This window comes from Bradyrhizobium erythrophlei, from assembly GCF_900129505.1.
Lineage (GTDB): Bacteria > Pseudomonadota > Alphaproteobacteria > Rhizobiales > Xanthobacteraceae > Bradyrhizobium > Bradyrhizobium erythrophlei_D.
Window position 1 is genome coordinate 6573642 of sequence record NZ_LT670818.1, and the last position, 25105, is coordinate 6598746.

A 25105-nucleotide genomic window follows, 5' to 3' on the forward strand; every position below is an offset into this window, starting at 1 on the left:
ATGTTGCTGTCGCCAAAGCTGGTTATTGATAACATAAATGAGTGTTGCAAGTGACGCGAGAGTGTCCGAATTTTGCCGGAGGGCGTGCTATTCAGCACACCGCCTCTGGCAGAGCGGGGGCAGCTTTGGCCAAATCCGGCTGCAGGATCGATGAAGTCACGTCGATCCTTGGCCACGAGGCAAGGAGAGGTCACCTAGGCGAATAAGCGGGTGAGACACCTACAAACCCATTGAGTTATAACGCCCTTCCTGACGGTGACAGTTCATTCCGGAGACCGGGGCGGCGCTTGAAGTTGTGACCCCGCTCTTTATCATCCCGGACCGCTTTACCCGGGTCGTACCGAGCGACCAGTTGAAACGCCCCTGCCATGTCGCCTGGCGCAAGGAAAGGCGTATCGGCGTCGCGTTCGATCCGCAGCTTTGAAGCCTCGCTGCCCACCCTGAGAGAAGGGTGACACCCACGTATCCGGAACGGACCCCGCTAAAGTGGCGATCCCAGCAGAACTAATACATCGAAGAACTTCAAGCGCTTAGACTGGCAAACCTACCTAAACGCATTCATTGATCCAAAAGGCGCATTTGGAGCGTTGGCAAATCCGGGGCGCGGAATGGAGCGACCTCCTGATCCCCGATGCCCTGCGCGGTCTAACCGCCATGTCGAACAAAAATTCGAACAGCCCGAGAGCACTATTTTAGCTTGCGAAGTACCGCATCTTCGTCGAGCAGAAGCCGCAGGGATCGGCGGATCCTACGTCGCCTCAACCGCCGAGCCACCAGGCGTCACGGGCGGGATCATGCGGAGCGAGGCCGCTGCTGAGGCGGGTGCACTCCTCGAATGATCACAAGCACGAAGCGCGTCGACTTCTTCAAGCGGAAGCTGAAGTGGCTCGACGTCCCGAGCGTTGCCGTCGGTAGAGTTCACTTCACCGCGCACGTCGCGATGGTCATCGGCTACCATATGACCAGCGGCACATCTGGAGATTGAACGATGCCGTCCCGACGCGACGGCCAGATGGTGCCGCTGGATTTTGATCTCGCCAAAGCGGAATTGGCGGTGGAATGGCTGCCCAGCCCGGAAAAGGAGTTTCGCCTAGCCCGCAAGCGTTGGACCAAATTCGTCAGGAGCTCAAACTTGCTGACTGGCGCTCAGCGGCAGGTCGGCCTGGCGATCGCCGAGCTGCACATCAACCGTATGCCCGGCCATCGTTGGTTCAATTGGGCCTGGCCTAGCCATCAAACCCTGGCTGACGAAACCGGGCTGACCCGCCGGACAGTGCTTTCTGCTGTTAAGCGCCTTGCGGATTTAGGTCTGCTGAAAATTGCCCATGGGGGCGGCAGCAAGGGGCGAGGGGGGCGAACGGACCGTTACACGTTGCGGATGGCTGGTCTCGCTTACCTGGGAGCGCAAGCCGATCAGATTCGCCAGGGGAAAGACGTGAAAACGCTTCGCACCTTTCAGGGGCGCGATATCATTGAAAATTGCGAAAGCGGTGAAATCTGTGCTCGAAAGGTACGAAATCCGCGGCAAGAAGATGTGAAGGAATTGCCCCCGATTCTATTAGAAACCATAAAGGACTCCCTTACCTCGTCGTCGACTTCGAGCGCTGGCGAGGAAAGAAAGTGGCTTAGCAATGTAAGTAAGAAGAAGCCCGTCGATGACGTGACGTCAAGCGACCATTCCAAATTGGCTGTGTGTGTAGGAAATGGTGACGTTGCAAACGGATGGGAGAGGTTGCAGCACCTTTCGGTGGGAGAGGTTGACGGATTGGCCCTGCGGCTTCGGAAGGAGCCATCCAATGCCGAAGCCATCAGGTTGCAGGTCCAGGCGCTGTCGCTTTCGAGGAAAGACAGTTAGCCCATGTTTTTCGTTGAAGGCGCCTGGGGGCAATAGCGAGGTTCCTCCGGTCGGCGGCTTCGGGCCCGGCCCTCGAGCCGGCTCAATTCAACTCCAATGATGGTCCAGCTGTAGACTGCGCGCCGCATTAGCGGCACGCAAGACGATCGAAAGGATGATCGAGATCGGCCTTTTGCAACGATCTAGGCGGCACGATGCCAAGGCGGTCGAGAGCGCGCTCGACGTCTTGGTGGATCGATAAATGAACGCAACGCAGATCCTGGATAGCTGGTTTCGGTGCTCCTCTCGCCGGATTTTTTGTGCTGCATCTGTCCCAGCTCCGTTCGACTGTTCCAAGCCACCAGCGGGATAGTGAGTGAGACGCGATGAGGCCCGTTCCAGCCGAGGCCCGCTCATTCTAGCCGGGAGAGCGGGTGCGAAGCAGTGAGGACGGCCACAGAGGATTCCCCACCGCGTGCGCTGTACCGCGAACGCTTACATTTCCGTCCCAAAGTCACGATTTGATTCGGTACGTGAGACAGTGAGACAGCAATTGCGGTCGGCTCGGCGACGGCGCAGCGCTCGCGGCGGATCCCGGTTCGGAACTGGTGGCAAAACCGTTCCCCGCCTATCCCCCACTCGTCGCCTCCTATGAGATGCCCATCAGGCCTTGTGACGGACGGCTTGCAGGCCATCGACCGGCGTCAGAATGCCCTCGTAACGCTACCTTCAGCTGCAGGGGTGTCCTGTCAACCCCATTGAAATTGCTCATGCTTTTTGGCTTCTAAAAAGCAAAGCCACGGTTCCAGCTACGGGGGATGAAAGAGCAGGGCAGGCCGTGCCGCCGCGCCGTGAGCTGCGCTGCGTACTGGCCCTGCCGATCTACACGCTCGCCCTGATCCTCGACGTCGCGGCAGCAGTGCTCGGTCGCCTCGCCGCCCTGGTCGCCGGCGACGACTGGCCGGAATAGCCCTTTACCGGCTCCAGGAAGGCCGCTGTGAGTCGGGCTTCGGTGGGCTTTCATGGTGCCGGCCGATCGGCGCCGGCGCACGGGCGGATTCGGTCGGGCCGTTATTCGGTGCCAACGAACAGATTGGAACAAATCCGGCGGAGTAACGTCGATTCTAGGCTTCCGGGAGGGTTCGCGCCCACCCCGGGAGAAAACCTGCCTCCAGGTTGGCGGCTCCAGCGTTCCTCTATGGCGCTGGGGCCGTTTTTTATTGGCCCCACCGCCCCGCTGGCTGGTCCGCAAGGAGCATAGACGCGGGCTACGCGATATGGTTGCGTCCGCCCGCAAATAAAACCAACAGGGGGACGGGAATGAAAAAGCTGATGCTCGCCGGCGCGCTGGTGCTGATCGCCACTGCTGCCCAGGCACAATACTATGGGACTGGGACAAACCCGAACACGCACACATCCTCGGGCTACACGACCAACCGCGGGACCTATGTGGCGCCCTACGTCGCGACAAATCCGAACCCCACTCAGCGCGACAACTTCACCGCCACTGGAAACGTCAACCCCTACACCGGCGCGGTCGGCACGCGGAACCCGCGGTATTGAGGCACGGCGCAACGTGGCGACCATCCTCACGCTGATCTGGTGGCTTTACGGTTATCGGCTTTGGAAGCAAGCCCGCCGTGAAGGCAACTTCGCGCTAATCTAAAGGGGGTGGTCCAAAGCCGCTGCCGGAGTCTGGCAAGCCCGCCGGTTCGGGCCCGGCTCGTGTTACATCGGCGAATTAGGGGCCTCAATCAACCAGGGATCTTGACCTCTTGCCCGTCGCACGTTCACCGCTCTAATCTCACGCATGGCAACAAAAACGACTTTTGTGTTCGATTGCTGCTTCCGGGAAGCAGACAACAACCTGGGATGGGCTCACGTCCACCTAAACGGCGCCGACGGCGGCAAGCAACTCATGCCCGACGATGATCGAGATCTTTGCGAAATCTGCTGGAGTCCACTCCAGACTTTGATGAAGAAGGTCCATGACGAGGCCCGAGCGAAGCGCGCTGGCAAAGGACAAAGTGGCGAGCAATGAAAACCCCGCTGGAGGCAGCCCAGCGGGGTTTCGTGGAAGGTATGCGCCACTGAGGAATGGAGCAGGACGTTCATAGGCCGAAAGTCTTAAATGGCCCTTTCCAGTTAATAAACAATCGAACCGGTTCGCGGGCGCCTTGGCGCCTGGTGCCGCTTCTTGCGCCGATTTGGAACGATTTCCGTTGTGTGATGTTCGGCGGCGGTGACGGTTTCCGCGACCGCCACCCCAAGAACGAGGTCTAAGTGCATTTGCCCACGCTGGGGCCTTGTCTCTCGGAATCCTGCGCGTGCAGTCAGGGCTTCTGGGGCTGTCTGGAGCCCGCGCCAGATTTAGCCTTGGGCGCCTGGTGGTCGCGGGTGGCGGACAGATCTTTCTTTAGCTTCAACTGTTCATCGGCCGTCATGGCAGGTTTCTCGGGCCTCGGCGGCACGTCTTCCACGGCCGGATAATCTGTCGTTTTCGGGCGCCCCGGCTGCTCAGCGCGCGCGCCCAGTGGTCCAAGCGAGACGACGGACAGCAGTATCGCTGACGCAGCCAACAATCCAATCTTCGACATCGGCGATCCTACGCACTCGGGGCAGCCCATTGAGCCAGGATGCCAGATTAGTCCTTCCCTACTCTAGGAAGACCGCTGATGAGGGTTTGGTTCCGGGGCTGGGATGGGCCGGCCGATCGACGCCATCGCACGGCGTGCTACCGCCGATTCGTGGAGACGGCAGTTTAGATGGATCTTTAAAGGCCCGCGCGCGTTGAGGCTTTCAACCCCGGGGGGCGACAGCAAACCCGGAACCTTAGTGATGAGCAATATTCCCCTGGACCTTGAAAGAAGGTGCGAACAGCGGTGGGCTGCCCGATTTTGTCGGCCGACCTCGCTAGCGGCGCCCCAAAGCCAGCCTCAACAACAACAGCAGCTTTCCGAACCCGCCAAAGCCAAAAGAAAAACCCGCCGGATTAAAGCGGCGGGCTTGAGGTTTGCACCGGCGGCGTGAGCGCGGGACCGGAGCCCGCGCCAACGAAACGTGAGGTTTGGGCACCTTGTAGTCGAATCTCCCCGCTACCATGAATTGTGAGAGGGGGTGTCCCAACTCGGGAGATCCATCATGCGAAAGCTGATCGCGACGATAGCGTTGCTGGCCGTGATCGATACTTCGGTGGCGGTTGCGCAAACGGTTGGTTTGGGAAATTCATCCCCACCACCTCCTCAATCGACGAACCCGGACAGCCGATTGCTGCCGGCACCAGTCGGCCACCGCCAACCACGGGTCGATCAAGTGCCCGACGAGAAGAACCTGGGTGATCCGAACGATCCCATCAATCGCGAGAACGCGGCGCTTGACCGAATGGTCAAAGGCATTTGCCGCGGTTGCTGAATAAAGAAAAACCCGCCGGGTTTAGTCGGCGGGCTCGAGACTTTTATCGGCGGTGTGAGCGCGGGACCGAAGCTCCGCGCCCCTATCTCAACAATAATATCCTGCTCATTCCAGTGACTGGACCGGCGGCGCGGTGGAAGCCGTGGTGGTGGTGGTGGTGGACGGCCGCGCTGGGGCGGCCGCTTGAGGAGCTGCTTGATCTTTGGGCGCAGACTGATTGGGCACGGGTTGACTGTCGCCTGAAGGGACACGAGCGTCCGGGCTTGCGGCTCTCCGCGCATGGCGCGACGCGCTCGAGCGGTTGAGGCCCCACGAATGCGAAATCGACGGGCCGGCCGTATACCCGATGACAGCTCCGGCGACGGCGCCGATCGGCCCGAGCACCACGGCACCCGATAAGGCCCCCAACGCAGCGTCGCCTCCACGCTCCTCGGCCATCGCTGTCGAAGACATCAGCGCTAGAGAGAGCGCCAGACTCGCGATTGTCTTATTCATTCGAGTTTCCCCGCTTTGCCGCACAAAACAAATCCAATTCTGGCGGCTCACTCCGCTGATCGAGTATGACCCGCCTAGGGGCCAAATGATGTCACCAGGCCGGATTTTTGAAAACAGAGGCGCGGCTGCAACACTATTGGAACTATCCGAGCAGAGGCGCAATCGCGCGAAAAAACCCCGCCGACGTAGGAGCGCCGGCGGGCCTTGATTTGATTCTACCTTCGCAACCTTGTGGCGTGAGCGGCCAGTTGCTGGCGGTTGCGCTCCTGATCGATCGGCGCCAGCGCAGGGGGCGCCTTGGCCACCTGTACCAGGCGGTGGCGCGGCCATAACGCGGTACTGGCCCCTTTCCATCCCCTGACAAGGTGAATGGTTCCTTTTGATTTTAGAGTGGCCGTTTTTGCTTAAACTACGGTCTGCTGCGTGCGGCAATCCGGTCTAGTATGGGGGATGACTAGTAGCCCCAACGACCATTTCGTCGTTACCTACCAGCAAGGTGAGCGCCCCGATCGCTGGAGCTGGGAGATACGCCGCAAGAGCAAACCGTTGGGTATTAAGATGACTGGAGACGGATACCAATCCGACTCGGCCGCGAGATTTGCGGGCAAACAGACGCTGGCGGATTTTCTGTCCGATTTATTGAAAGAAGAAAAACGGAAGTAAGGCCGCCTCAGTTGGCGCGTGGCAATAAGTACCGGATCGTCATCCCTGCACCATTGGTCTGGTCAAGAAGCAGCGTATCTCCCATCTTGAACTCTTCTTGCATTGCGTCACAGCAAGAACCGTGGCCGGAACCGTCCCTAGCAGTGGAGCGACAGAGTTCTCCCGAATTGATGAGAATATCTATGCGCCCCCGTGTTGCTGCGCGGCCCAACTGGGCGAGCAACTCTTGTCGGAAGTGATCGGTCGAAACCATCTGCGGCCTCCAATCCGTCTGCAGCCTCCAATGCGACTACGCGCCTAATGCGCGCCGATAGCGAGAAGTTAAATCGCTATGTCAAAACCGGGCACTTGGTTCCGGCTCGATCCGGCACCCTGCCGGGTTCCGCCCCTTGGTTTTGCTTTGCGGAATTGACTCGCTTTTTGGAGCGATAAGAGCTCACAGTTAAATCATCACCGCACCGTAACGGCCACCCATCGGTGACTGAGAGTGTTGCGCTCCCGCCTAGTATATGGGGCGGTGCTTATGGCCGGCTCGCGAAAACGACCTATTTGTCCCGGATGCCAGCGTGCAATGACGTTGGAGCTGCAACCCGGCGGAAAATCACCCCGCACCTATCAGTGTCTCGACTGTGATCGGCCTGACCCGCTTAAATCAGATGCGCTACGTTGGCTTTCTGGTGAACTAGGCCGGGACGAGTAAGGGCGCCTCAGTTGGCGGCCTCTTTCATTAGATGCCCCTGCATGACTCTAGGAAGGCCGCTGGTGAGCCCGGCTTCTGCTGGCCTCACGTTGGTTCAGCCGATCAGCGCTAGCGCACGGGCGGATTCGCGTGGCCGTTTATTCGATCTGCTCGGGAACCCCTCATATCGCCGTCGGTTAGATCGGTGTGTCGCGACGCCACAACACGACACACCCCCGACAGCCTCAGCAGCTCCCCAAGCGCTGGGGCCGTTTCTTTGGATGGCCTTTCTCGGCAGTCGTGCGCGCCGGGGGGAGGGGGCGGCTGGCTGGCTCCCGGCGCCACGTAGTCACCGGCAACTGAGCGGAAGGCTATAGGCCGCCCGTCGCCCATATTCTGGCGCCGGCCAAGACGAGCACCAGCGCAACGAAGACAACCGCCTCAATCTTTGACAGTGTCCAGGTAGTGGGCATTGTGGATAACTCCGATACCCCCCGCAAGAATAGCTTAGGCTCTTTAAGGGGTTATCTTAAGCGCTTATTTTAAGCATGCCTGTGAACAAATCAGAGCGCGGTCGCCGCTGACTGCCTAGGCGTCGAAATGACCGAGTACGTAATCAAGGAAATTGGACCGCATCAATGGCTCGTGTTTGCGGATCGGCAAAGCATCGCTTTGCGCGCCGACGAAAACGAGGCTGTGAAGGCGATGAACGAACATAGCGCCCGCAGCCGTCGACCGGGTAACCTTGTAGATTGTTGTCCAGCGCAAAACCCGCAGGCGTGAACCGGCGGCCTTCCTTAATATGATCAGGCGGCCCGCTGCGATTGCCCGGTTATCTTGGCCAGCGATGCAACGACAGTGCGGAAGGCCGTTTCGCGCCAAGCCGTTTCACCGAGCGTCGGCCTATCCGAGTAAGCCGCGCGTCATATTAATCGCGAAAGCAACCGGCACCCCAACGAGCAGACCGAAAACTCCGTAGCCGAGGCCGGCTAGGATCGCGCCCAACGTGCTCGAGCTGAGTAAAATTCCATACAGCGCGCCGCCACAGCAACATCCCAACGTGGTGACTAACAGCGTGTGGTCGTTGCGATCCTCGGCGCGAAGCCGCCGGAGTTCCTTTTTGCTGTGAACGTAGGGCCCCGACGGTTCGGTAGACCCGCAGTGCGGGCAGCTTACCGCACTAAAGGAAACCGGCCGCCGACAGTCACGGCAATCGATCAATTCTGGTCGCGCTTGGCTCATGGGCCAACCTATAGCGCGCTCAACTGCGGCGGGAAAGCCGCCGGTGGCTGACGCGAAGACACGGGGAACGAATCCGGTGATCGCAGCTTGAATCTCAAGTTGTTTGGAGTTGAGTCGTGACCTGGGAACGCCCGTTCGATCAGCCCGTCCCGTTGCCGGAGGGACCGCCGGCACGTACGCTCCGCGATGCCGCCAATTATATCAAGAAGCTCCCCGATTCGGAGCGCAACACGCCGGAATGTCGGTTGGCGATCCAGATGCTGATCGATGCTGCCGAAGATCTCGGACCAATGTTGTTCGCGAAAATGGGGATTCTGCGCGCCTTCCACGGACCAACGCAGCGCATGCCCTATCCGAAAGCCTCGAACATTGGTCGGCGGAAGTTGCGACGCAATAGATGATGGGGCAGAACAAAGACGATGCTTCCCGCGAAAATCCTTTAAGCAGCGTCATGCCGCGGCGCGATCTTCTTTGTCGACGCCCCGTGCCACGATCCGCAAGGAATCGTCTGGCAACGGCCGCTGCAACGTCTTGGCTTCATCCCACGGCGCTCTCATCCACACGTCCCGTTCCCCTTCAGTCGTAAGGATCACCGGCATTGCCTTGGGATGTATCGGCTCGACGATCGCGTTGGGCGCCGTCGTCAGAAAGCCGTAGACCAGGTGCGGGCCAGGTACGGGCTTGGACTTAGTGCCACGGTCGCCTTTGAACTCGGTCCAGATCCCTGCGAACGCAACCAGCGGCCGATCGTCGTTCACCGCGAACCAAACGACGTCCTTCTTCTTGGTCTCTGGGTTCGGCTCTGGCGCATATTCGGCGAAGCTGTTGAACGGTACCAGACACCGGTTTTCCGGCTTCAGCCAGCTCCGCCAGTGGGGGGACGACGTGTTCCGGATGTTGGTGACAGGCGGCCCGCCGAATTTCGGCGGTGGCGGCATGCCCACCGCATCAAGACCATTTCAACGCTCGGTGCCGGCATCGCGCACCACGGGAGCCGGATAGTCGGGGAACACCCCTGGCATTGGCGGAAGGTTGCCGACGTATTGGTTGACGACCCGAAACAGCGCGGCGATGGCCGTCTGGTTGGTCGTGATCGAGTAAAGATTGCACATCGGCTGACCGGTTGTTCCAGATTTGGGGTTTCGATAACATACCTCGTACCGGGCCGGGCCGGGCGTCGAAGCCGATGGTCAACTCCCTCGTCGTACGCAAGTCCACGAGTATTGCGAAGCGCGACAAGGCGCTGCGGGCGGCTCAATACGTCCGGATGTCTACACACGATCAGCGCTATTCGATTCAAAATCAGGCCGCAACGATCGCGGTCTATGCACAACAGAACAGCCTAACAATCGTTCGAACCTACGTCGACGAGGGCCGCAGCGGCCTTAGGATCAAAAACCGGGCCGGCCTAACGAAGCTAATAGAAGATGTCAGCTCTGGCCACGCGGATTTTGACCACATCCTGATCTACGACGTCAGCCGCTGGGGAAGGTTTCAGGACGTCGACGAGAGCGCATATTACGAATTTATCTGCAAGAAAAACGGCTTCAAGGTCGTGTATTGCGCGGAACAGTTCAGCAACGACGGAAGTCTGCTGTCCAACATTGCCAAGAATATCAAGCGTGCGATGGCCGGCGAATGGAGCCGGGAACTAGGGGTCAAGGTGCATGCCGGGCAGGCCCGGATCGCCAGTCTCGGCTATCGAGTAGGTGGACCGGTCGGCTTTGGGCTGCGGCGAGAATTAATCGATGAAACGCATAAGTCGAGAGGCCAACTATCGAAAGGGCAACACAAGGCGTTAAAGACGGACCGAGTCAAGCTCGTTCTCGGTTCGGATGAAGAGAGGGCCATCGTCGGCTGGATATTTCACGCATTCACGACCGATCGGCTGTCCTTCACTGAGATCGCCCGCCGGCTTAATCGGAACCGGGTGCCTTGCGGGGATAAAGGTCGATGGACCGATGGAAAGGTGCGGACGATTCTCGCAAACGAGAACTATGTCGGAAATCTCGTCTACAACAGGACGTCACGGCGGCTTGGACAAAAGCTGATCGCCAATCCGTCCAATCAGTGGGTTCGGCGCAATGGCGTTATCGAAGCCGTCGTCGATTCCAACTTGTTCGCGCGTGCGCAGAAGATGTTGACGGAACGGCGCCTGGAGCTTTCCGAAGACGAGATGCTGCGCCGGTTGCGACTGTTACTGCATCGCAAGGGCAGGCTTTGCAGAAGCCTCATCGATGACACTCCAGGGATGCCCTCGGTGTCGGCGCTGGTTATGCACTTCGGAACGCTAAGGGCCGCTTTCGAGCGGATCGGCTATGTCACGAAGCGCGACTGCAACTGGATCGACAGCCGGGACGCATGGGCCGAGGTGACCAGAAAGCACGCCGCCTATGTCGCGGAAGTGCTGGCATCGAAGGGCGCGGCGCATGCGCCGGACATCGCAGCGATCGACCACACTGTGAAAGCGAACGGGAAGCCAAAGATAACGTTTTTGGTGGCTCGCCAAGCGAAGAAGCGGAAGCCCGGCCACGCCGCGCAGTGGCGTGTCTACCGGCGGCACAAACTGGCGGCCGACGTACTGGCAGTACTGAGACTGGACGCCGCCAACTGCGAAATTGCCGACTGCGTGCTGGTCCCGTCCTCGCTGATGAAGAAGCGTTATCTTCGGTTTACTAGCGTTGTCGATTTTCCTGCGGTGCGGATCGAGACGGTGGCCGAGTTGGTTCAAACGCTGAAAATGCGTTTGATGAATCTGAAGGTGTACGAACGGCAGCTTTGACGCGATTTCCACGCGCGAACGCGTCTTCGTGATCGAATGAGATCATTCACCGCGCTCTTTTTTCGATTTCTGCGGCAACACCATCACGATGGGAATTTCGCGTTTAAGAATGCCCGCAGCGATAGTGGAGATATGGAGGGCAAACGTGTCCTCGATCTCTGCCGCTCGATATTCGTCAGCGGCGTAAACATAGAGAACAGCACCATCAAATTCGTCGAACTGGATGCCCCGGAAAAGACGATCAAAATTATCCGCCCCAACAATTAGAGCCATCCGAGCAGCTATTGCATGATCTTGGACGAGTGAGATTTTCGTCACTTACGGCTCGCCTCTTGCGGCTCCGGGCTCGGCCGCGCGTACAGCTGATTGAACACTTCCTTTGTGCGCACGCGAGACCGATTCCTATTGATGATCAAAAACACTGGCAACACTAATGCGCGCATAGGCTGTCCCCATCCCAGGCGTCTCCAAAGGTGGCATACAATTCTTGCTTGCATCAAGCAGGAGCGGAGAACAGAGACGGCTACCGTTCGCGCACCAGCTTCCGACGCCCCCAATGCGGATCTTTGCGGCCGGAATTGACGCGCCCAACGTGCCGATTCAATGCCCGCATGACGCCGATCAGGGCGAACATCGTCGGCCCGTCGTTTTCTGCCACCAGCAACAGCGCCTCCATCGCGGCCTGCCATTCCGGGGCATCGTGTTCCGCCTTGGGTAGTACATCGCAGCGTCTCTCAACGTCTCCAATTCCCGGCCGTTCGTCAGCGGGATTGGATCGTCAAAGCGTGCGGACCAGGGCATCAGGTGTTAAAGGCTTGCCGTTACTTGCGGGACCGCGTTTTGCGCAGACCCGGATTGGCATAATATGGATTGACCACGCACTCGCCGCCGCGGCCCGATGCCGACATGTTGCACTGCGGCAGCGACGTGTATCTGCATTCGTAATAGCCCCCGAATTTGTACACGTGCAGGCAAACCGGATAGGCCGGATCGTACGTCTGGGCCAGAGTCGGCATTGCCGTCAAAACCGTCGCGATTGTCAAAATTGCCAAAGCTAGAATGCGCATCAGGGTTTCCCTTTGCTTTCATAGCCGCTGCCACCCCTCGTCAGGCATCAGGCGAACAGCTCGGCGCCGGATTGCGTGAAACGCACATATGTTCCCGACTCGTGGAGCAACAGCCAACCGTTGGCGATCGCTGCTTTGAGGCCGGCGCTGTATTCGGCCGGGCTGCCACCGGCGGCGAGGAATGGCGCGTTGACGTGTTCGATGTAAAGCCGGCCATCCTGCACGGGCTCGATTGTGCTGGCGATCTCGATCAGCTTTCGCGCGGCATTGTCGGGGTCAGCATAGGGACGGTCTGCGATTAATTTGATCAAGCCATTTCCATGTGAGCCGCGTAGACATGCTGAGCGGAGCCAGCGATATCGATCGTTTCACCGCAGAAGCACTGTGACCGGCCATCGGTCGATTGCGTCGGCATCCTGCAGCCCTTGTCCCACATGGCATATTTCCAGGCGGTCCGCGCTCGCTCGCGGCGATGTTCTTCGAAATCGGCCTCCGAGCACTTCGGAAGGTACTCTTTCCAGGCAGCTTCGAAATCGACTCGGGCCTGTTCGAAGGTCTCTGCCGTGCCGTTGGTCTGGCGGCCGTGGTGCGAGGGCGGATAAAAGCCGCAGTCCCAACCCCATTGGTCGACATCAACTGGCACGCCGGCGCGGATCGCGATCGTTCCCACATGCACGTCGCCATAGTAGACGTGCCAGCAGTCCTGGCGTTCGGGATATCGGCGGCGGGTGAGAGCGGGCATGCCCCATGATCCCGCGGATTTGAGCGATCGTGAAGCCACTACGGCTTGGGGCCGTGGCGGCCCGTGCGCACATGATCAACTGATAACCCTATGCGATACTCGCCTGGAGCAATGCGATGCGATATCTTCTAGCCTTATGCCTTTTGGTCACTTTAAGTGCTTCCGCCAACGCCGCGCACCGCCATCACAGGGGCTATGGAAACAACGGCGACGCATCCGCGCACGGCGGATCGGTCGCCACACATCCGTAGGCTGCCCCAAGGCAATAGAGAGCCGCGCTGGGTACTCGCTCGCGACAAGCTTGGCGGCCGCGGCAGACTGCCGTTGATGCCGTCTGGCGGCCCCCCAAGAGCGGCCCGCGCCTGCGTGCCGGCCGCTCAACCGGGTGATGAATAGCGGCGGCGGGTGAGTGTGGGCATCTACCGAGCTCCTACGACAAGCCTAGATAGTCCGACAAATTGGAACGGCTATTTAAGACTTTCGGCCTATGAACGCCCTGCGCCATTCCTCAGCGGCGCATACCTTCCACGAAACCCCGCCGGGCCTGCCTCCGGCGGGGTTTTTCGTTGTGCTGCGGCCAAAGAAACGGCCCCAGCGGGGGCAAGCTGGGGCCGCAGACTTAAGAAGTGCCGATGGGGGACTAGGATCGGCACGGTTCTGATGTGGGTTCGCACCGGGCGGATTCCCATTAAATTCCGTGTGAGGCGCGCGTGAAGAGTGGCCTACTTTGAATCTGCGAGTGGCCTATTTCGGCCAGTACCAAGCCGGCCGTGAGGGCTTAGGAAAGCAAATTAGGTCCCCGGCGGCCGCGGCCCCTCAAACTGGATCCCGCATTTCTTGGCAATTGAGGCTTGCTCAACCGCGACCATCTGCCCCTTCATCTGGGCGAGCTCGGCCGCCGTTTGCTTATCGCCGCCGACGAAGAAGGCCGCCGGCCAGAAGATGACGATCGCAGCCGCCGTCGCCACGCCGTCATTGGTGCGCTGTTTGTCCTGCGCGCCCGACAGCGTCGCCGCCCTGGTCGAGATCGCCTGAGCTTCCATCGCCAGCTGCTGGCAGGTGTAGCTCTGATAGGCTACCGGCGAGACGTAAGCCGGTGAAATGTCCGCCGCGGATGACGCGCAGCCGCCCAACGCGGCGCATAGCGCCACGATTCCCAACGTTCTCATGATGGTTGCCCCCTAGACCCGAGTCCATCCAAGCGCAACTTGCGGTGGAGGGCAAGGGCGACCAACTGCTAACCTGATCTTGCCGCGCTGCACTTGGGGGGTGGCAGCACCCAAAGCAAACGGCCTCACCGCTGGGGACGTCTGAGGCCGTTGGGGGCATTGTCTCCTGGAGGTCTACAGAGACAGACCAACGATACAATGCCTTGCGCTTGCCCCCAAGCTACCCATTCGGGTGTGCAAGGCGGCGGATGGCGTTCATTAATACGTTCCCGTCAACGGTAGCACTCGTTGCAGAATGGCGCCAAGGCAGATGAGCACCACGAGCAATTTGAGCAGATTCGATAGTCGGCGGTCGTTGGCAAACTTGTCGATGGCCCAAAAGCAGATTGCGCCGATGACGACAATAATCAAAACGCCGATCAAAACCGAAATCATAACCATCCCCCGCCGTTGATTGCAGCCGCCACCACACTAGCGTAGGCGACCGATGCGCGAAAGCCGCTCCGAAGGGCTTCGCAATCGCAAAGAGAAACGGCTCCAGCCCGGGGGAAGCTGGAGCCGCAGTCTTGAGAAGTGCCGGTGGGGATGAGTCCGACACAATCTTGATATGGGCGAAGGGCGGACGATTCCCACCTATATTATGGTTCAGGAAGCAGCATCATTGGTATGTAACCGCCACCGCGCCGGGCTGCCCTCATTGGTCCGCGGCATGCCGCTACCGGATGCTGCGCTCGATATCTCGCAGCATGCTCCGCGCTCCGTCCGAGAGGATGCCATTGTTGTAATTGACGTCCCAAATACAAACGACGCCGAGAACGATCAGAAAAGCCAAAAGCATTCGCATGTCTACCCCCGTAGCGTCGTTTGAACAAAAGGGACCGTCGGAAGTTTCGCGCCGCCCGCGCGGCCGAGGATGCGCTCACGGTAGGCCGGCACTTCGGCAGCTCCGACACTGAAAAGGCACCGACGGTGCTCCTGCGCGGCGGCGCGGGCCACCCGTGAGAGTCTCAACTTATTTCGGCATCACCGGCGGATGATCTCAGGATCCTGATCGACATGGGCCTCGTGGAAATGCGGGGCGATGTCCCTGCAGTCACGCCCGGGCTGACCGGTATTATTTCCGTGGGCTTGCTTTTTATGTTGCACTTGCCAGTCTTGAGCTCAAGGACGCCGTTCGCCTTCGCTGGACGTTGTGCGCGGTCACATCCAGCCTACCTAACTACCGGCACTGGCGCCGCCGCCCATCCAACGTCGTGTACGTCCCGGATACCGGATCGAACGAGCGGAACTGCGTGCAGCCAGCGGGGCCGATAGTCGGTTTGCGCTGGTCAAGCTCGGCTCGCCTTGCAGGAACCGGAATTGCCCCAACCCGATCGGCAGGCTCAATAGGCGGGCTTTCGGTCGCGCGTGGGGCGCCGTCCAGTTGTTTTGCCGCGGCCGGATTTTCCAAGGTGGAAGTAGGGTTCTCGTCTTTACGAACCGGCTTCTCTTCCGGGGCCGCTGGTGTGGTCTCCGCAGCAGGGGGCTTTTCTTCAGCGCCAATGGATTCTTTGCTGGACGGTCCCACAATTTCGGCACGTGATATCTTGAGATTTTCCAGGGCTGTCGCGAGATTATCTAGACGTGCGCCAAGCCCGCTCAGCTGTTCCATCAATATCTTCCGCTCCGCCTGCTGGCCAGATAGAAGAGCGGCTATAGCCTGTTTTGTTTCGTCCTGTGGTGCGGGCGCCGGCTCGTGTTTTGACTGCAAGTTAGATAGAGACCAATAAGTTTTAGCCGGGTTGTTCGCCCAGAAGAAAGCCCCGACAAGGCCTCCGATAACAATAACCAAGAGCCACGGAAGCACACGGCGCGGTCGCGCCGCCTGTGGCAGATGGGTGGCAGCGATATTAGTGGCAATCGCCGCTTCGGGATCTCCCGCGCGAGCCACATGCTCGCTCTCGCCGCGCGTGCCCTTATCCGCGCCGTTTGTAGCTATCGTCTTTTCAACTTCCGAAGCGAGGGCGTTCAAGTGTTGGGCTGTCTTGGCGAAAACTTCCCGTTTTCCATCGCCGACAAGGGTACTTACTAAGAGACACTCGGCCGCGTCCGAGCGGATTTTATCCAAGTGGGCTTGAATGTCCTTCATGGAACCATCGTGTCCATAGAATTGGGCAGACACGGGAGCATGAACCGGAAGATTGCGGTTCATTTATGAAACCGTTGGCGAGCTGCAGCGCCTAAACTGGATCGCTGGAGTGCGAGGGTGTAAGAGCGCGTCGTGCAACTCGATGTCCTGATGCCCAGGATCATGAGAGGCTGGTCTGAACCCGACTCATGGTAGCATCCGCGAACATACTAGCGGGCTGCGAGAGGGGGGCTCCAGATGGCGACGAGCGCTCAACCCTACAATTTTAAGTGTCCAAACCTAAACTGCGGGGCTGAATACGTGGCCGTCCAGCGGTCGCAGGGGCCGCAGCGCGCGCCGCGCTGCATCGAATGCGCCACGCCGTTTCTGGCGAAAGAGAAGGGCCTGCATATTCATTACGAGGCCGCGTGGCCGGTTACGCCAAGTCTTCCGGAATTGTCCAGCGGCGCGGCCTGACGAGCCTTGGGCCGTTTGAGATGCGGGTCTAAGCAGCTGGGTCGTCGACCTATCGGACAGCACGTGCATCTGTTTCGCAGGGGATTGTCCATCGGCACAGTTGCCGAGCGGTGGCCCGAAGATGCTTCGGAAGATATCGCCCGCGAGATCGTGCATCGTTCGATCTCGCGGGGGACAAATTGCCGTCCTCGCTTGAAGGGGTTGTGGAACGACACCCTTGGCCCGGAACGCCAGCTCACGTTGCGGCTGGCTTAGCGGCTATTCGGCCTTTGCCGAGACACTCAAGGCATTTGGCCGGATATATTTTGCGGCCCGGCTGGGTTGGCTGTTTGACCTTTTGAAAGCCTGAGCCATCACAGGCGGGGCAAATAGCTTCGGCCACACTCTCACGCGGTTTTTTCATTTGAGCGATGATAGCGCCTTGCTGCAACCGCGCAATGTGACTCCCTCCTTAACCTAACCGGTCAACGTTACCAGCGCGCCGAAGAGGGCATGTGTCGTCAAAAGAAGGGGCGGACCTGCGGTTCAATTTTGACTGTGCAGTTCCCCGCCGCTCTTGCTTTGGGAGGACCGCGCGCTGGATTTCTCGATGCTATCCGTGATTATAGGAGCCTTGATGGTGTTTAGCATCGGCATCCTCATCGCCCACGCAATGGACGCCTTCCGGTCTTAGTCACCGCCGACAATTATCAGCGTGGGATAGGTCGTTTCTTCGGCAAAGGAATATGGCCGGTGATGGTTGGCTTATCTGCAGAAGCCTGCGCATTCGGTTGTTGCTTTAGGATGGCCTGAGCGGCTTGCAGGAAATCGTCTGCTCTTTCCTCTGCTCTTGAGCGGTCAATGTTAGCCGGAATGCCCGTGCGCTACTCCGGCGATTTTTCCGGCAATTGGGCCGGCACAGTACCCAGCGGGGGCGCTGCGACAAAATAGGTGAAACATCCTGCCAAAGCGGCGGCGACTACGATGGCCGGAACAGCGAGGCGCCAAGCGATCATTTGTTGCAACTTTCAGCGCGGGCTGCCAGCCGCGCTTTCCGCGCCCAGGCACCACTGAAAGGGAGCGCCGAGGTTCGGCGCTACGCTTCCATGTATTTGTAGTATCACAAGTGCGTATGTTGCTGTCCCAAAGTGACGATTTGATTCGGGAAGTGAGACAGTGAAACAACATCCGGCTGGTTCGCCGGTGGCGCGAGCGTTCGCGGGGTACCGGGTCCGGAAGCGGTAGCGTTCCCCAACTATCCCCCACTAGTAGCTCCAAGGAGACAGGAAATGCACCGGCGGATGTCCCTTATTGGGAGAACAGCGGAAGACATTTGCGAAGCGCCGGGAGACCGGCAAGGAGTAGAGAGTGCAAGTCTCTTACGATGAGGGAGTAGCGATCCACATCGGCCCCGAGTCATGCGCAGTTGCCCGCGAGGGTTTCGGCGAAGCGTTGACAGGGGAGCGCATAGGCCAGCCATCGAGCCGCGAAAGATTCCTATTCTGGGTGCCGACACCGTGCAGATCGTGGAAGGCAATACGTCTGGGCGCGTCATCGCGAGCGCCAGGACGACCCGGCGTGGTCAGAGACCCTGGCATGTGCAGACGCTCCTTGCGCGGGAACCGGGAGATCTCGCGATCGACCGTTCGGCAACAGCCGCCGGTCCGCATCGGGAAGGTGAGGAGCCGTAGCCGATGATGCACGGTCGTGAGAAGTCAGACTCTGCCATAGTAGCTGTGAAGCCGACGAACAAAGCGGTCCCGACCGCAGCGGAGCCGGTGGAGCCAAGGGCGGGGGCCAAGGGGAACGCGCGCCGGCAAAGCACGCACCGGACACAGGGACGGGAGCGCGTGGCACAGGCGCTGGAGCGCGTACGGCAAGCCGCAAGGCAACGGAAGAAGGGGAAGCTCACTGCACTCCTCCACCACATCAGTATCGACTGCCTGCGGATAGCGTTCTTCGCGCTCAAACGCGATGCCGCCTCTGGGGTGGATGGACTGACGTGGCCGACCTACGAAGCAGACCTTGACCGAAACCTCACTGATCTGCATGAGCGGGTTCATCGGGGAGCATACCGGGCACTGCCATCACGCCGGACATACATACCGAAGGCTGATGGGAAACAGCGTCCGTTGGCGGTTGCGGCACTCGAGGACAAGATCGTCCAGAGAGCGACCGCAGCTGTGTTGAACGCCATCTACGAGGAAGACTTCCTCGGGTTCAGCTACGGGTTCCGACCCAAGCGAGGTCAGCACAATGCGCTGGATGCGCTGGTTGTCGGGATCACGAGCAGGCGAGTGAACTTCATTTTTGACGCAGATGTGGCCTCCTTTTTCGACTCAGTCAGCAAAGACTGGCTGGTGCGATTCGTGGAGCACCGCATCGGCGATCTGCGCATTATCCGCCTGATCCAGAAGTGGTTGAAGGCGGGTGTCCTAGAGAACGGGGTTGTCACGGTCAGTGAAAAGGGAACGGGGCAGGGATCGGTAATCTCACCGCTGCTCGCCAACGTCTACCTGCATTACGTGTTCGACCTCTGGGCCGAGCGCTGGCGACGGCACGAGGCCACGGGCGACATGATCCTCATGCGGTATGCTGATGACATTGTCGTCGGCTTCGAGCACGAGGGGGACGCCCGGCGCTTCTGGGACGATATGCGCAAGCGGTTCGAGGAGTTCTCGCTGTCGCTCAATCCGGACAAGACTCGCCTGATCGAGTTCGGCCGCTTTGCGGCGGAACGACGCGCTCATCGCGGGCTCGGAAAACCGGAGACCTTCAACTTTCTTGGCTTTACCTTCATCTGTGAACGCAACAGCCGTGGACAGTTCCTTGTCAAAAGAACAACACGGCGCGATCGCATGCAGGCAACGCTCAGGAGGATCAAGGAGGAATTGCGACGGCGCATGCACGAGCCTATCCCCGAGCAAGGGGCTTGGCTCAAGCAGGTGGTCAGAGGCTTCTTCGCTTATCATGCCGTGCCGACCAACGGCCCTGCACTGAGAGCATTCTACTATTATGTGAAGCGCATCTGGTTGCGCACGCTGCGGCGGCGTAGCCAGAAGGACCGCTTCTCGTGGCAGCGAATGCATGGGCTAGCCGCCGACTGGCTCCCCCAACCGCGCATCCTTCACCCATATCCCGATAGGCGTTTTGCCGTCATGCACCCAAGGTAGGAGCCGTGTGCGGGAATCCCGCCTGCACGGATTTGGGCGGGGGGCGGTCAGCAATGATCGTCCCTACCGCGCTTCAATTCGAGTTCTTCCGGTTTTGACGAGTCGCCCGAGGGACTTTCACCCTCGGGCGCTCCCAGAACCGGACGTGAACCTCTCGATTCATACGGCTCCCGATGTTCGGCCGTTGCCGTGGCATAGTGGCCAATGGGCAAAGAGTGCTGGATTCGCGCGGCGCAGCCGATCAAACCAGTCTCTCGCGCCCTTGGTCCAATGGACCATCCGCTTGTATTTGCGGCGAGCCCATCGAATGACATAGGCATCGATCCTTTGCAGAGTTGGACGCAACTGCGTCGGATAGAAGTGGCTGTAGTAGTTGATCCAACCCCGGATGCACGGATTGTACATCGTGGCCAGATCGCTGAGGGACTTGTCGCTGCGGTGATGAAGCGCCTAGTGCCGGATCTCCCGGCTGATGCGCGTCAATGCCTTTGGACTGGCAGCAGGCATGAAGCTGTGTGCGAAGATGCGCCTATCCGGCTTGACCCACATCGTCTTTCGGGCTCGGAACTGGTAGCCCAGAAAATCAAAGTGGATATCCGGATGGTCGCCGCGCCGGTTCACATCCTTGCAGTAGACGATCCTCGTCTTCTCCGGATGGAGAACCAGCTTGCAGGCCGCAAAGCAGTCGGCAATCGCACGCCAGAGGGCCCGTGCGTCTTCCTCGGTTCTGCAGTGACAGATCACGTCGTCCGCATAACGCTCGAAGGGGATGTGTGGAAATTCCCGCGCCATCCATTTGTCGAGCGCGTAGTGCTGGAACAGGTTCGACAGCAGCGGCGAGATCACCCCGCCCTGTGGCGTTCCCGCCTGTCGCGGTACGACGCTGCCATCTTCCATCTGCACGGACGCCTTCAGCCAGCGCTCGATGTAAAGCAGCACCCAAGCACAGTCCGTATGTTGGCGGACCGCCTTGAGCATCGTTAAACGTTTGCTGCTATTTCAGGTTTTGGAAGAAGTCGGGCTGAGCACGTGGAGCAATTGTTCGTTTCTTCAATCTCGACGAGCGAGACGGCTGAGGAGGTCGATGCCGGCAGCCAGATGAATCAGCGGGTGCGTGGAGGGGTGTCGATACCAGGGGCCAAGCCGGGGGCGACGTTCTCTGGCGAAGGTATTGCGGGCTCCCTTGAATAAGGAATCGTCTCTGCTTCAGGACGCGATATGGACGTGCTCTGCAGGCAATCCGGGCGCGGCGGGCGCCCGCCGCTGAACAGATCGGATATCGGCTCCACGAGATTTGCGCGGACGAGGTCGAACCAGGTTTGGCGATCACTGTCGGCAGGCTGCCGGATCGTCACCGTCGCCGTCATACCGGTGAGGAGAGGTACTTCCGGCGGCACCGTGTCGATGGCAATACGAACCGGCACGCGCTGCGCGAGGCGAACCCAAGTATAGATTGGATCGACATTGGGCAATCCCTGCGTGCCCGCAGTGGCGTTGGAGACGCTGATGCCGCGGGTAATGGTTTTCACATGTCCGAGGATCGGCCGCGTATATCCCATCAACTGGGCCTCGGCGCGATCGCCGACGCATACACGGGCCATTCTTGTCTCTTCGAAATAGCCGTCGATCCAGAAGCTGTTGGAATCGATCACGGAAATATTGCTGACGCCAGCGACCGCATAATCTCCAACGCGCAACAGGAGGTTGGTGACATAGCCATCCACAGGACTGACGACACTGGTCCGCTTCAGGTTCACCTCTGCCTGGGCAAGCTGGTGTACCGCCGACTGATACGCGGCTTTCGCCTGCGCTGCGTTGCCGGCGTAAATCTGCTGCTGCTCGGGCGTCGTAGCGAGGTCGGACAAATGCTGACGCCGTTCCGATTCGGCTTGCTTGATTTCGACATCTGCGGCCTGCCGTTCAACCAGCGACTTGTTCACGCCAACGGTCACTTCGAAGTCGAATGGATCGATGACATAGAGAACGTCGCCCTTGTGGACGAATTGATTGTCCGCCACGCGAAGCTCGACAATCTTGCCCGAAATTTGCGGCGCGACGTTTGCAACTTGAGCGCGGACGGTGCCGTTCCGCGTCCAGGGTGCGGTGACATAGTGCTGCCATGTCAGAAGCGAGATCAGGATGGCGACCAGCGCGATGGCGAGCGTCAAAAGGCGGTTTCCGACCGCAAGGCCGAGACGGCCGGCGGCGGCGCGCCATGCCCTCGTTGAGGGCGTCGGTCCAGAGGGGGCCTCGCCAACTTCCGCCGGGTTGCCGTCCCGTGCCGCGGGCCCGGACGGGATGGAGCGTTGGGTGACATCGTCGATGTCGGTCCGCGCTTCAGCACGCCGTTCACGGTGAAGAAGGACTTGGTCTTGAGGTCCGGCGGCGTCCACGATTCCTCGCTAGAACAGTAGTGTGAGCAGCCCGAAGATCGAGATGTAGAGGCTGAGCTGGGCGACGGCTGGATTGCTGAAAAACCTAGAAAATCCCACAAGATGCAACAAAGGGCGCAGCAGCAGGAAGATCAGCAGCGCCGTTGCCGCATAAGAGACGATGGGCGCGACCAGGACGCCATCAATGACAAGCTCCCGATAGGTGTTTGTCATGGCTGCTCACTATTGGCGGATCGGGGCGCGGACTGGGCAGGCGCAAAGGCGACACTTGCCAGAGCGAGCGCGGCGCAAGCCGAATCGGCGGTCAGGCCGTGTTGTGCAGCGGCCTTGCGCAGCGCTTCGGCGGCCCTCAAAATCACGCTTCTATCCCGCTGGGCGAGCGCCCTTCGTGCGGTATACGCCGCACCTGCCAGCGGACCAGTCGCCAGCCGGTCCAGCTCGGCATAGCCTTGTCGAAGCGACGCTGCTCGGTCGAAGCAGTCCATGGCTTCGTCAACGACCTGACTGTACGATAGAGACGCGCCACTTGCCGTCACGATCTGCTCAATCCGTGTGGCATCGTGAAACGCAGCCTCTTCCGGCGTGGCATGCGGATGTGGCTGAGCATCGAGATTACTGAGGTCGCGGCGCGTTTCATCCAGCAGTAGCTGAAGCCGGCGATCGTTCGACAGAGGCGGGATCAGCAGGTGAGCTGCAAATGCTAGAATTGCCGCAAGACAAGCAAGGAAAGATGTGACCAGATAGACCCGTGGGTCGTAGTTCTGCGGGTTAGCCGCGTCAAAGACGGTCAAGGTGAAGATGAGGATGAGCCGGCCAAGCCATGAACGGCTTGGCACCGTCATCAGGAGTGCCGAGCCGATGACGACCGGCGCGAGGCCGATTGCCAGCAGCGGAAACCCCGACACTCCGTTGAAAACAAAATATTTCAGGACACCAGCCAGCAGGCAGGCGATCGGCATGGCGGCGATCGCCACCGCCGTGAGCATGCGTGCGTCAGGTGCTATGGAGCTCAAGGCGATGATGAAAGCCGCGAAATAAAGAGATATCTCGGTTGCCGGCCAGCCCGCCATCACAAACAGGATCGCGATCAACGTGAAATGGATCGCAGCCCTGACGCCACTTTCCGCTGCGATGCGACGCGAACGATGCAAAGGCGCACGCCATTGGCGGAGAGGGTACGTTCCGGCCCGCAGAGCATCGAGGCTGCCAAGCACGTCTGCATTCTTTCCGATGAGCTCTTTCCGGAGCCACGAACGGCAAATCGTCATCAGCCCGGATGAGCCGTCCGGATCGCGCGCGGGTGCGGCGGCGACGCGTAACGCCGCCAGTGCGCGGGCCAGGAACAATTCGGTGACGAGGCCTACTATCGCGGTGCGCGCCGCCGCGCTTCTTGCGTTTCCACTGCTCGATTCCGTGGCAAGACTCGCTATCTCCGAACGCACGGCCGCGATATCGCGCAACAGACCCACTGCCGCGCGTGCGGACGTCGCCTCGCCGCGAACAACGCCCTCGACATAGCTCATGACCTGACGATGCAGTTCTTCGAGGCGGGCGGATAGTACCGGATAGTAGTCGGGGACGGCCAGGACATCGTTAACCAACGCGACCACGACAACGCCAACGGCGATGGCGGCCCCCCGTGCCATGGCGGTCTGGAACACCAGCTGGGGACTATCGATTTGCTGGATGGCGACCAACGCCACAGTGACGGAGCAGAGCGCCGCCGCAAAGGCGCGGTTCCCATCCAGCATGCGCGCCGCGTACACGCAGAGCCCGATCCAGACGCCGAATACTGCCAGCAGGAGGCCACTGGTTTGGGAGAAGAAGCCAGCGATGACGATTGATGCTGCGACACCAAGGATAGTTGCGAGCAGCAGGAAACCGGCCTTTTCCATGCCTTGAGCCCGCGTGGGCATCGCCACGATCGCTATCGCGACCGCGGCCGACGATGGCGCGTCAAGCTCGAGCCAGAAGCCCGCATAGAGCGCCATGATGACAGCGAGCCAAATTCGGAGCGCTAATGCCCAGGAACTCGCCGGTAGTCCCGCGAAGCGAGCAAACAACCCGTGGCTATCGGCTCTCACCATCTTCTTAGTTTGAGTAGCGGGCAACATCGCCGCACCGATGGCGCCCGTGCTCTTGATGATCGTCCGCCGCGGTAGATCGGTCATGCGTCATTTCCCTGACTGTTTCCGATGCTGCAGGTTCCGATGGCAACTGGCTGCGCTGACTCGGCCGGGGCAATGGAGGCTTTGCTGGCCGTCATCGTCTGAAGTTTGGCGTAAGGGCGCGCCTCAAGGAAGGCGCGGGCGCTGTCGGCCATGATCAGCAGGCCGCCGGCCAGCAACATGACGTCCTTCAGCACGAGCCGCCCGCCGCCTGACAGATAAGGGAAGCCGTGCTGCGCATCGCCAAGCGCAGAGACCCACGCGTCCGGCGTCGTGATCAGGAAAGACAACGTCACGAACGGCGTGAGGAACGAGAGCGTCGCGCCCAGAATGCCCCATCGGCGCGAGAACACGCCCAGCAAGGTCAGCAGGCCAATCGTTATCTCCAATGTTCCGAGCCCATCGGAAAAGCCATAGGTATTATTCGAGGTCTGCCAGGCCCGCTCGGCCGGCTTCAACTCGCCCTCGCGGGTGAGGTGCGCCTTGTATTCGGCCGGATGCTCGTAGAAAAACGACATAAACGGGCTGTTAGCGACGAAGGGCGTGATGCTGTCGGCTTCATAGGGCGCGAATTTGAGCGCGCCGATCCACAGGAAGACGATCGCGATGGCGACGCGCATCAGCGGGATACCGACCCGATCGGAATGAGCGATCCAGGAAAGCGGCAGACGAAGATAACCGATCATGAGTTCTCCTCAGGCGTTGGGATTGATTTCGGCGGCGG

General features: G+C 59.9%; 29 protein-coding genes and 1 pseudogene. 12 read left to right on the forward strand and 18 right to left on the reverse strand.

The genetic code is table 11. From position 1 onward, the window contains the following. Positions 1 to 295: 295 nt before the first annotated feature. From B5525_RS47335 to B5525_RS30570, 5 genes are all read left to right on the forward strand, one after another. Positions 296 to 424: a hypothetical protein gene (locus B5525_RS47335; RefSeq protein ID WP_276328809.1), complete on the forward strand. Its 129-nt coding sequence runs from the start codon at positions 296 to 298 to the stop codon at positions 422 to 424. Between the two features lie 411 nt (positions 425 to 835). Continuing rightward, the gene (locus B5525_RS44660) at positions 836 to 985 is read left to right on the forward strand and encodes a hypothetical protein (protein ID WP_154073543.1); all 150 of its coding nucleotides are present in this window, start codon (positions 836 to 838) and stop codon (positions 983 to 985) included. Between the two features lie 3 nt (positions 986 to 988). Then, on the forward strand, positions 989 to 1855 hold the full coding sequence (locus B5525_RS30565) for a helix-turn-helix domain-containing protein (protein WP_079569329.1): 867 nt from the start codon (positions 989 to 991) through the stop codon (positions 1853 to 1855). Between the two features lie 817 nt (positions 1856 to 2672). Next, positions 2673 to 2804, forward strand: coding sequence for a hypothetical protein (locus B5525_RS47340; RefSeq protein WP_276328810.1), 132 nt, complete (start codon positions 2673 to 2675; stop codon positions 2802 to 2804). Positions 2805 to 3154: 350 nt separating this feature from the next. Next, the gene (locus tag B5525_RS30570; RefSeq protein ID WP_079569330.1) at positions 3155 to 3397 is read left to right on the forward strand and encodes a hypothetical protein; all 243 of its coding nucleotides are present in this window, start codon (positions 3155 to 3157) and stop codon (positions 3395 to 3397) included. A 770-nt stretch (positions 3398 to 4167) separates the two neighbouring features. Here the strand turns inward: B5525_RS30570 and B5525_RS30575 are convergent. Further along, positions 4168 to 4431: a hypothetical protein gene (locus B5525_RS30575; protein ID WP_079569331.1), complete on the reverse strand. Its 264-nt coding sequence runs from the start codon at positions 4429 to 4431 to the stop codon at positions 4168 to 4170. 544 nt (positions 4432 to 4975) lie between these two features. Between B5525_RS30575 and B5525_RS30580 the strand changes: the two genes are divergently transcribed. Further along, on the forward strand, positions 4976 to 5245 hold the full coding sequence (locus tag B5525_RS30580; RefSeq protein WP_079569332.1) for a hypothetical protein: 270 nt from the start codon (positions 4976 to 4978) through the stop codon (positions 5243 to 5245). Between the two features lie 105 nt (positions 5246 to 5350). Here the strand turns inward: B5525_RS30580 and B5525_RS30585 are convergent, their stop codons facing one another. Next, positions 5351 to 5740: a hypothetical protein gene (locus B5525_RS30585; protein WP_079569333.1), complete on the reverse strand. Its 390-nt coding sequence runs from the start codon at positions 5738 to 5740 to the stop codon at positions 5351 to 5353. 450 nt (positions 5741 to 6190) lie between these two features. Between B5525_RS30585 and B5525_RS30590 the strand changes: the two genes are divergently transcribed. Next, a complete protein-coding gene (locus tag B5525_RS30590) occupies positions 6191 to 6403 on the forward strand; it encodes a DUF3622 domain-containing protein (RefSeq protein WP_079569334.1) in 213 nt (70 codons plus the stop codon). A gap of 7 nt (positions 6404 to 6410) precedes the next feature. Here B5525_RS30590 and B5525_RS30595 read toward each other — a convergent pair whose 3' ends face one another. Then, a complete protein-coding gene (locus tag B5525_RS30595; protein WP_079569335.1) occupies positions 6411 to 6656 on the reverse strand; it encodes a hypothetical protein in 246 nt (81 codons plus the stop codon). Between the two features lie 1026 nt (positions 6657 to 7682). Between B5525_RS30595 and B5525_RS44665 the strand changes: the two genes are divergently transcribed. Together B5525_RS44665 and B5525_RS30605 are read left to right on the forward strand one after the other, a co-directional pair. Further along, entirely contained in the window at positions 7683 to 7865 is a 183-nt protein-coding gene (locus B5525_RS44665) for a hypothetical protein (RefSeq protein ID WP_154073544.1), read from the forward strand. Between the two features lie 575 nt (positions 7866 to 8440). Further along, positions 8441 to 8725: a hypothetical protein gene (locus B5525_RS30605; RefSeq protein ID WP_079569337.1), complete on the forward strand. Its 285-nt coding sequence runs from the start codon at positions 8441 to 8443 to the stop codon at positions 8723 to 8725. A 48-nt stretch (positions 8726 to 8773) separates the two neighbouring features. Here B5525_RS30605 and B5525_RS30610 read toward each other — a convergent pair. After that, positions 8774 to 9436: pseudogene (locus B5525_RS30610) on the reverse strand (SOS response-associated peptidase). Positions 9437 to 9510: 74 nt separating this feature from the next. Here B5525_RS30610 and B5525_RS30615 point away from each other — a divergent pair. Next, positions 9511 to 11106, forward strand: a complete 1596-nt coding sequence (locus B5525_RS30615) for a recombinase family protein (protein WP_079569339.1) — start codon at positions 9511 to 9513, stop codon at positions 11104 to 11106. A gap of 42 nt (positions 11107 to 11148) precedes the next feature. Here the strand turns inward: B5525_RS30615 and B5525_RS30620 are convergent, their stop codons facing one another. The 8 genes from B5525_RS30620 to B5525_RS47605 form a co-directional block, all read right to left on the reverse strand. Continuing rightward, positions 11149 to 11424 carry a hypothetical protein gene (locus B5525_RS30620; RefSeq protein WP_079569341.1) on the reverse strand — a complete coding sequence of 92 codons (276 nt, stop codon included), beginning with the start codon at positions 11422 to 11424 and terminating at the stop codon, positions 11149 to 11151. A 205-nt stretch (positions 11425 to 11629) separates the two neighbouring features. After that, positions 11630 to 11782: a hypothetical protein gene (locus tag B5525_RS47600; protein ID WP_338075232.1), complete on the reverse strand. Its 153-nt coding sequence runs from the start codon at positions 11780 to 11782 to the stop codon at positions 11630 to 11632. 145 nt (positions 11783 to 11927) lie between these two features. Beyond that, on the reverse strand, positions 11928 to 12173 hold the full coding sequence (locus B5525_RS30630; RefSeq protein WP_079569342.1) for a DUF3551 domain-containing protein: 246 nt from the start codon (positions 12171 to 12173) through the stop codon (positions 11928 to 11930). Positions 12174 to 12220: 47 nt separating this feature from the next. Next, positions 12221 to 12484 (reverse strand): hypothetical protein, encoded by a 264-nt coding sequence (locus B5525_RS30635; RefSeq protein WP_338075233.1) that lies wholly within the window; start codon positions 12482 to 12484, stop codon positions 12221 to 12223. After that, positions 12481 to 12915: a hypothetical protein gene (locus B5525_RS30640; protein ID WP_079569344.1), complete on the reverse strand. Its 435-nt coding sequence runs from the start codon at positions 12913 to 12915 to the stop codon at positions 12481 to 12483. The genes B5525_RS30635 and B5525_RS30640 overlap by 4 nt, the downstream gene beginning before the upstream one ends. 791 nt (positions 12916 to 13706) lie before the next feature. Then, on the reverse strand, positions 13707 to 14084 hold the full coding sequence (locus tag B5525_RS30645; RefSeq protein ID WP_079569345.1) for a hypothetical protein: 378 nt from the start codon (positions 14082 to 14084) through the stop codon (positions 13707 to 13709). 258 nt (positions 14085 to 14342) lie between these two features. Continuing rightward, positions 14343 to 14519 (reverse strand): hypothetical protein, encoded by a 177-nt coding sequence (locus B5525_RS44670; protein ID WP_154073155.1) that lies wholly within the window; start codon positions 14517 to 14519, stop codon positions 14343 to 14345. 784 nt (positions 14520 to 15303) lie between these two features. Next, positions 15304 to 16212, reverse strand: coding sequence for a BA14K family protein (locus B5525_RS47605; RefSeq protein ID WP_079569347.1), 909 nt, complete (start codon positions 16210 to 16212; stop codon positions 15304 to 15306). A 300-nt stretch (positions 16213 to 16512) separates the two neighbouring features. Between B5525_RS47605 and B5525_RS44675 the strand changes: the two genes are divergently transcribed. Both B5525_RS44675 and ltrA read left to right on the forward strand, forming a co-directional pair. Next, complete coding sequence (locus B5525_RS44675; RefSeq protein WP_154073545.1) at positions 16513 to 16668, forward strand: hypothetical protein; 156 nt, start codon at positions 16513 to 16515, stop codon at positions 16666 to 16668. Positions 16669 to 18497: 1829 nt separating this feature from the next. Further along, positions 18498 to 19820: a group II intron reverse transcriptase/maturase gene (ltrA, locus tag B5525_RS30660; protein WP_425305221.1), complete on the forward strand. Its 1323-nt coding sequence runs from the start codon at positions 18498 to 18500 to the stop codon at positions 19818 to 19820. A gap of 159 nt (positions 19821 to 19979) precedes the next feature. Here ltrA and B5525_RS46700 read toward each other — a convergent pair whose 3' ends face one another. The 6 genes from B5525_RS46700 to rclC form a co-directional block, all read right to left on the reverse strand. Continuing rightward, positions 19980 to 20225: a group II intron maturase-specific domain-containing protein gene (locus tag B5525_RS46700; RefSeq protein ID WP_244567642.1), complete on the reverse strand. Its 246-nt coding sequence runs from the start codon at positions 20223 to 20225 to the stop codon at positions 19980 to 19982. A 45-nt stretch (positions 20226 to 20270) separates the two neighbouring features. Beyond that, positions 20271 to 20798: a reverse transcriptase domain-containing protein gene (locus tag B5525_RS46705; protein ID WP_244567643.1), complete on the reverse strand. Its 528-nt coding sequence runs from the start codon at positions 20796 to 20798 to the stop codon at positions 20271 to 20273. A gap of 125 nt (positions 20799 to 20923) precedes the next feature. Further along, a complete protein-coding gene (locus B5525_RS30670; RefSeq protein WP_425305222.1) occupies positions 20924 to 21988 on the reverse strand; it encodes a biotin/lipoyl-binding protein in 1065 nt (354 codons plus the stop codon). Between the two features lie 234 nt (positions 21989 to 22222). Further along, positions 22223 to 22426 carry a DUF1656 domain-containing protein gene (locus B5525_RS30675; protein WP_079569350.1) on the reverse strand — a complete coding sequence of 68 codons (204 nt, stop codon included), beginning with the start codon at positions 22424 to 22426 and terminating at the stop codon, positions 22223 to 22225. Continuing rightward, positions 22423 to 24384 carry an FUSC family protein gene (locus B5525_RS30680; protein ID WP_338075234.1) on the reverse strand — a complete coding sequence of 654 codons (1962 nt, stop codon included), beginning with the start codon at positions 24382 to 24384 and terminating at the stop codon, positions 22423 to 22425. Before B5525_RS30680 ends, B5525_RS30675 begins: the two co-directional genes overlap by 4 nt. Further along, positions 24381 to 25001: a reactive chlorine resistance membrane protein RclC gene (gene rclC, locus B5525_RS30685; protein ID WP_425305223.1), complete on the reverse strand. Its 621-nt coding sequence runs from the start codon at positions 24999 to 25001 to the stop codon at positions 24381 to 24383. Before rclC ends, B5525_RS30680 begins: the two co-directional genes overlap by 4 nt. Between the last annotated feature and the right edge of the window lie 104 nt (positions 25002 to 25105).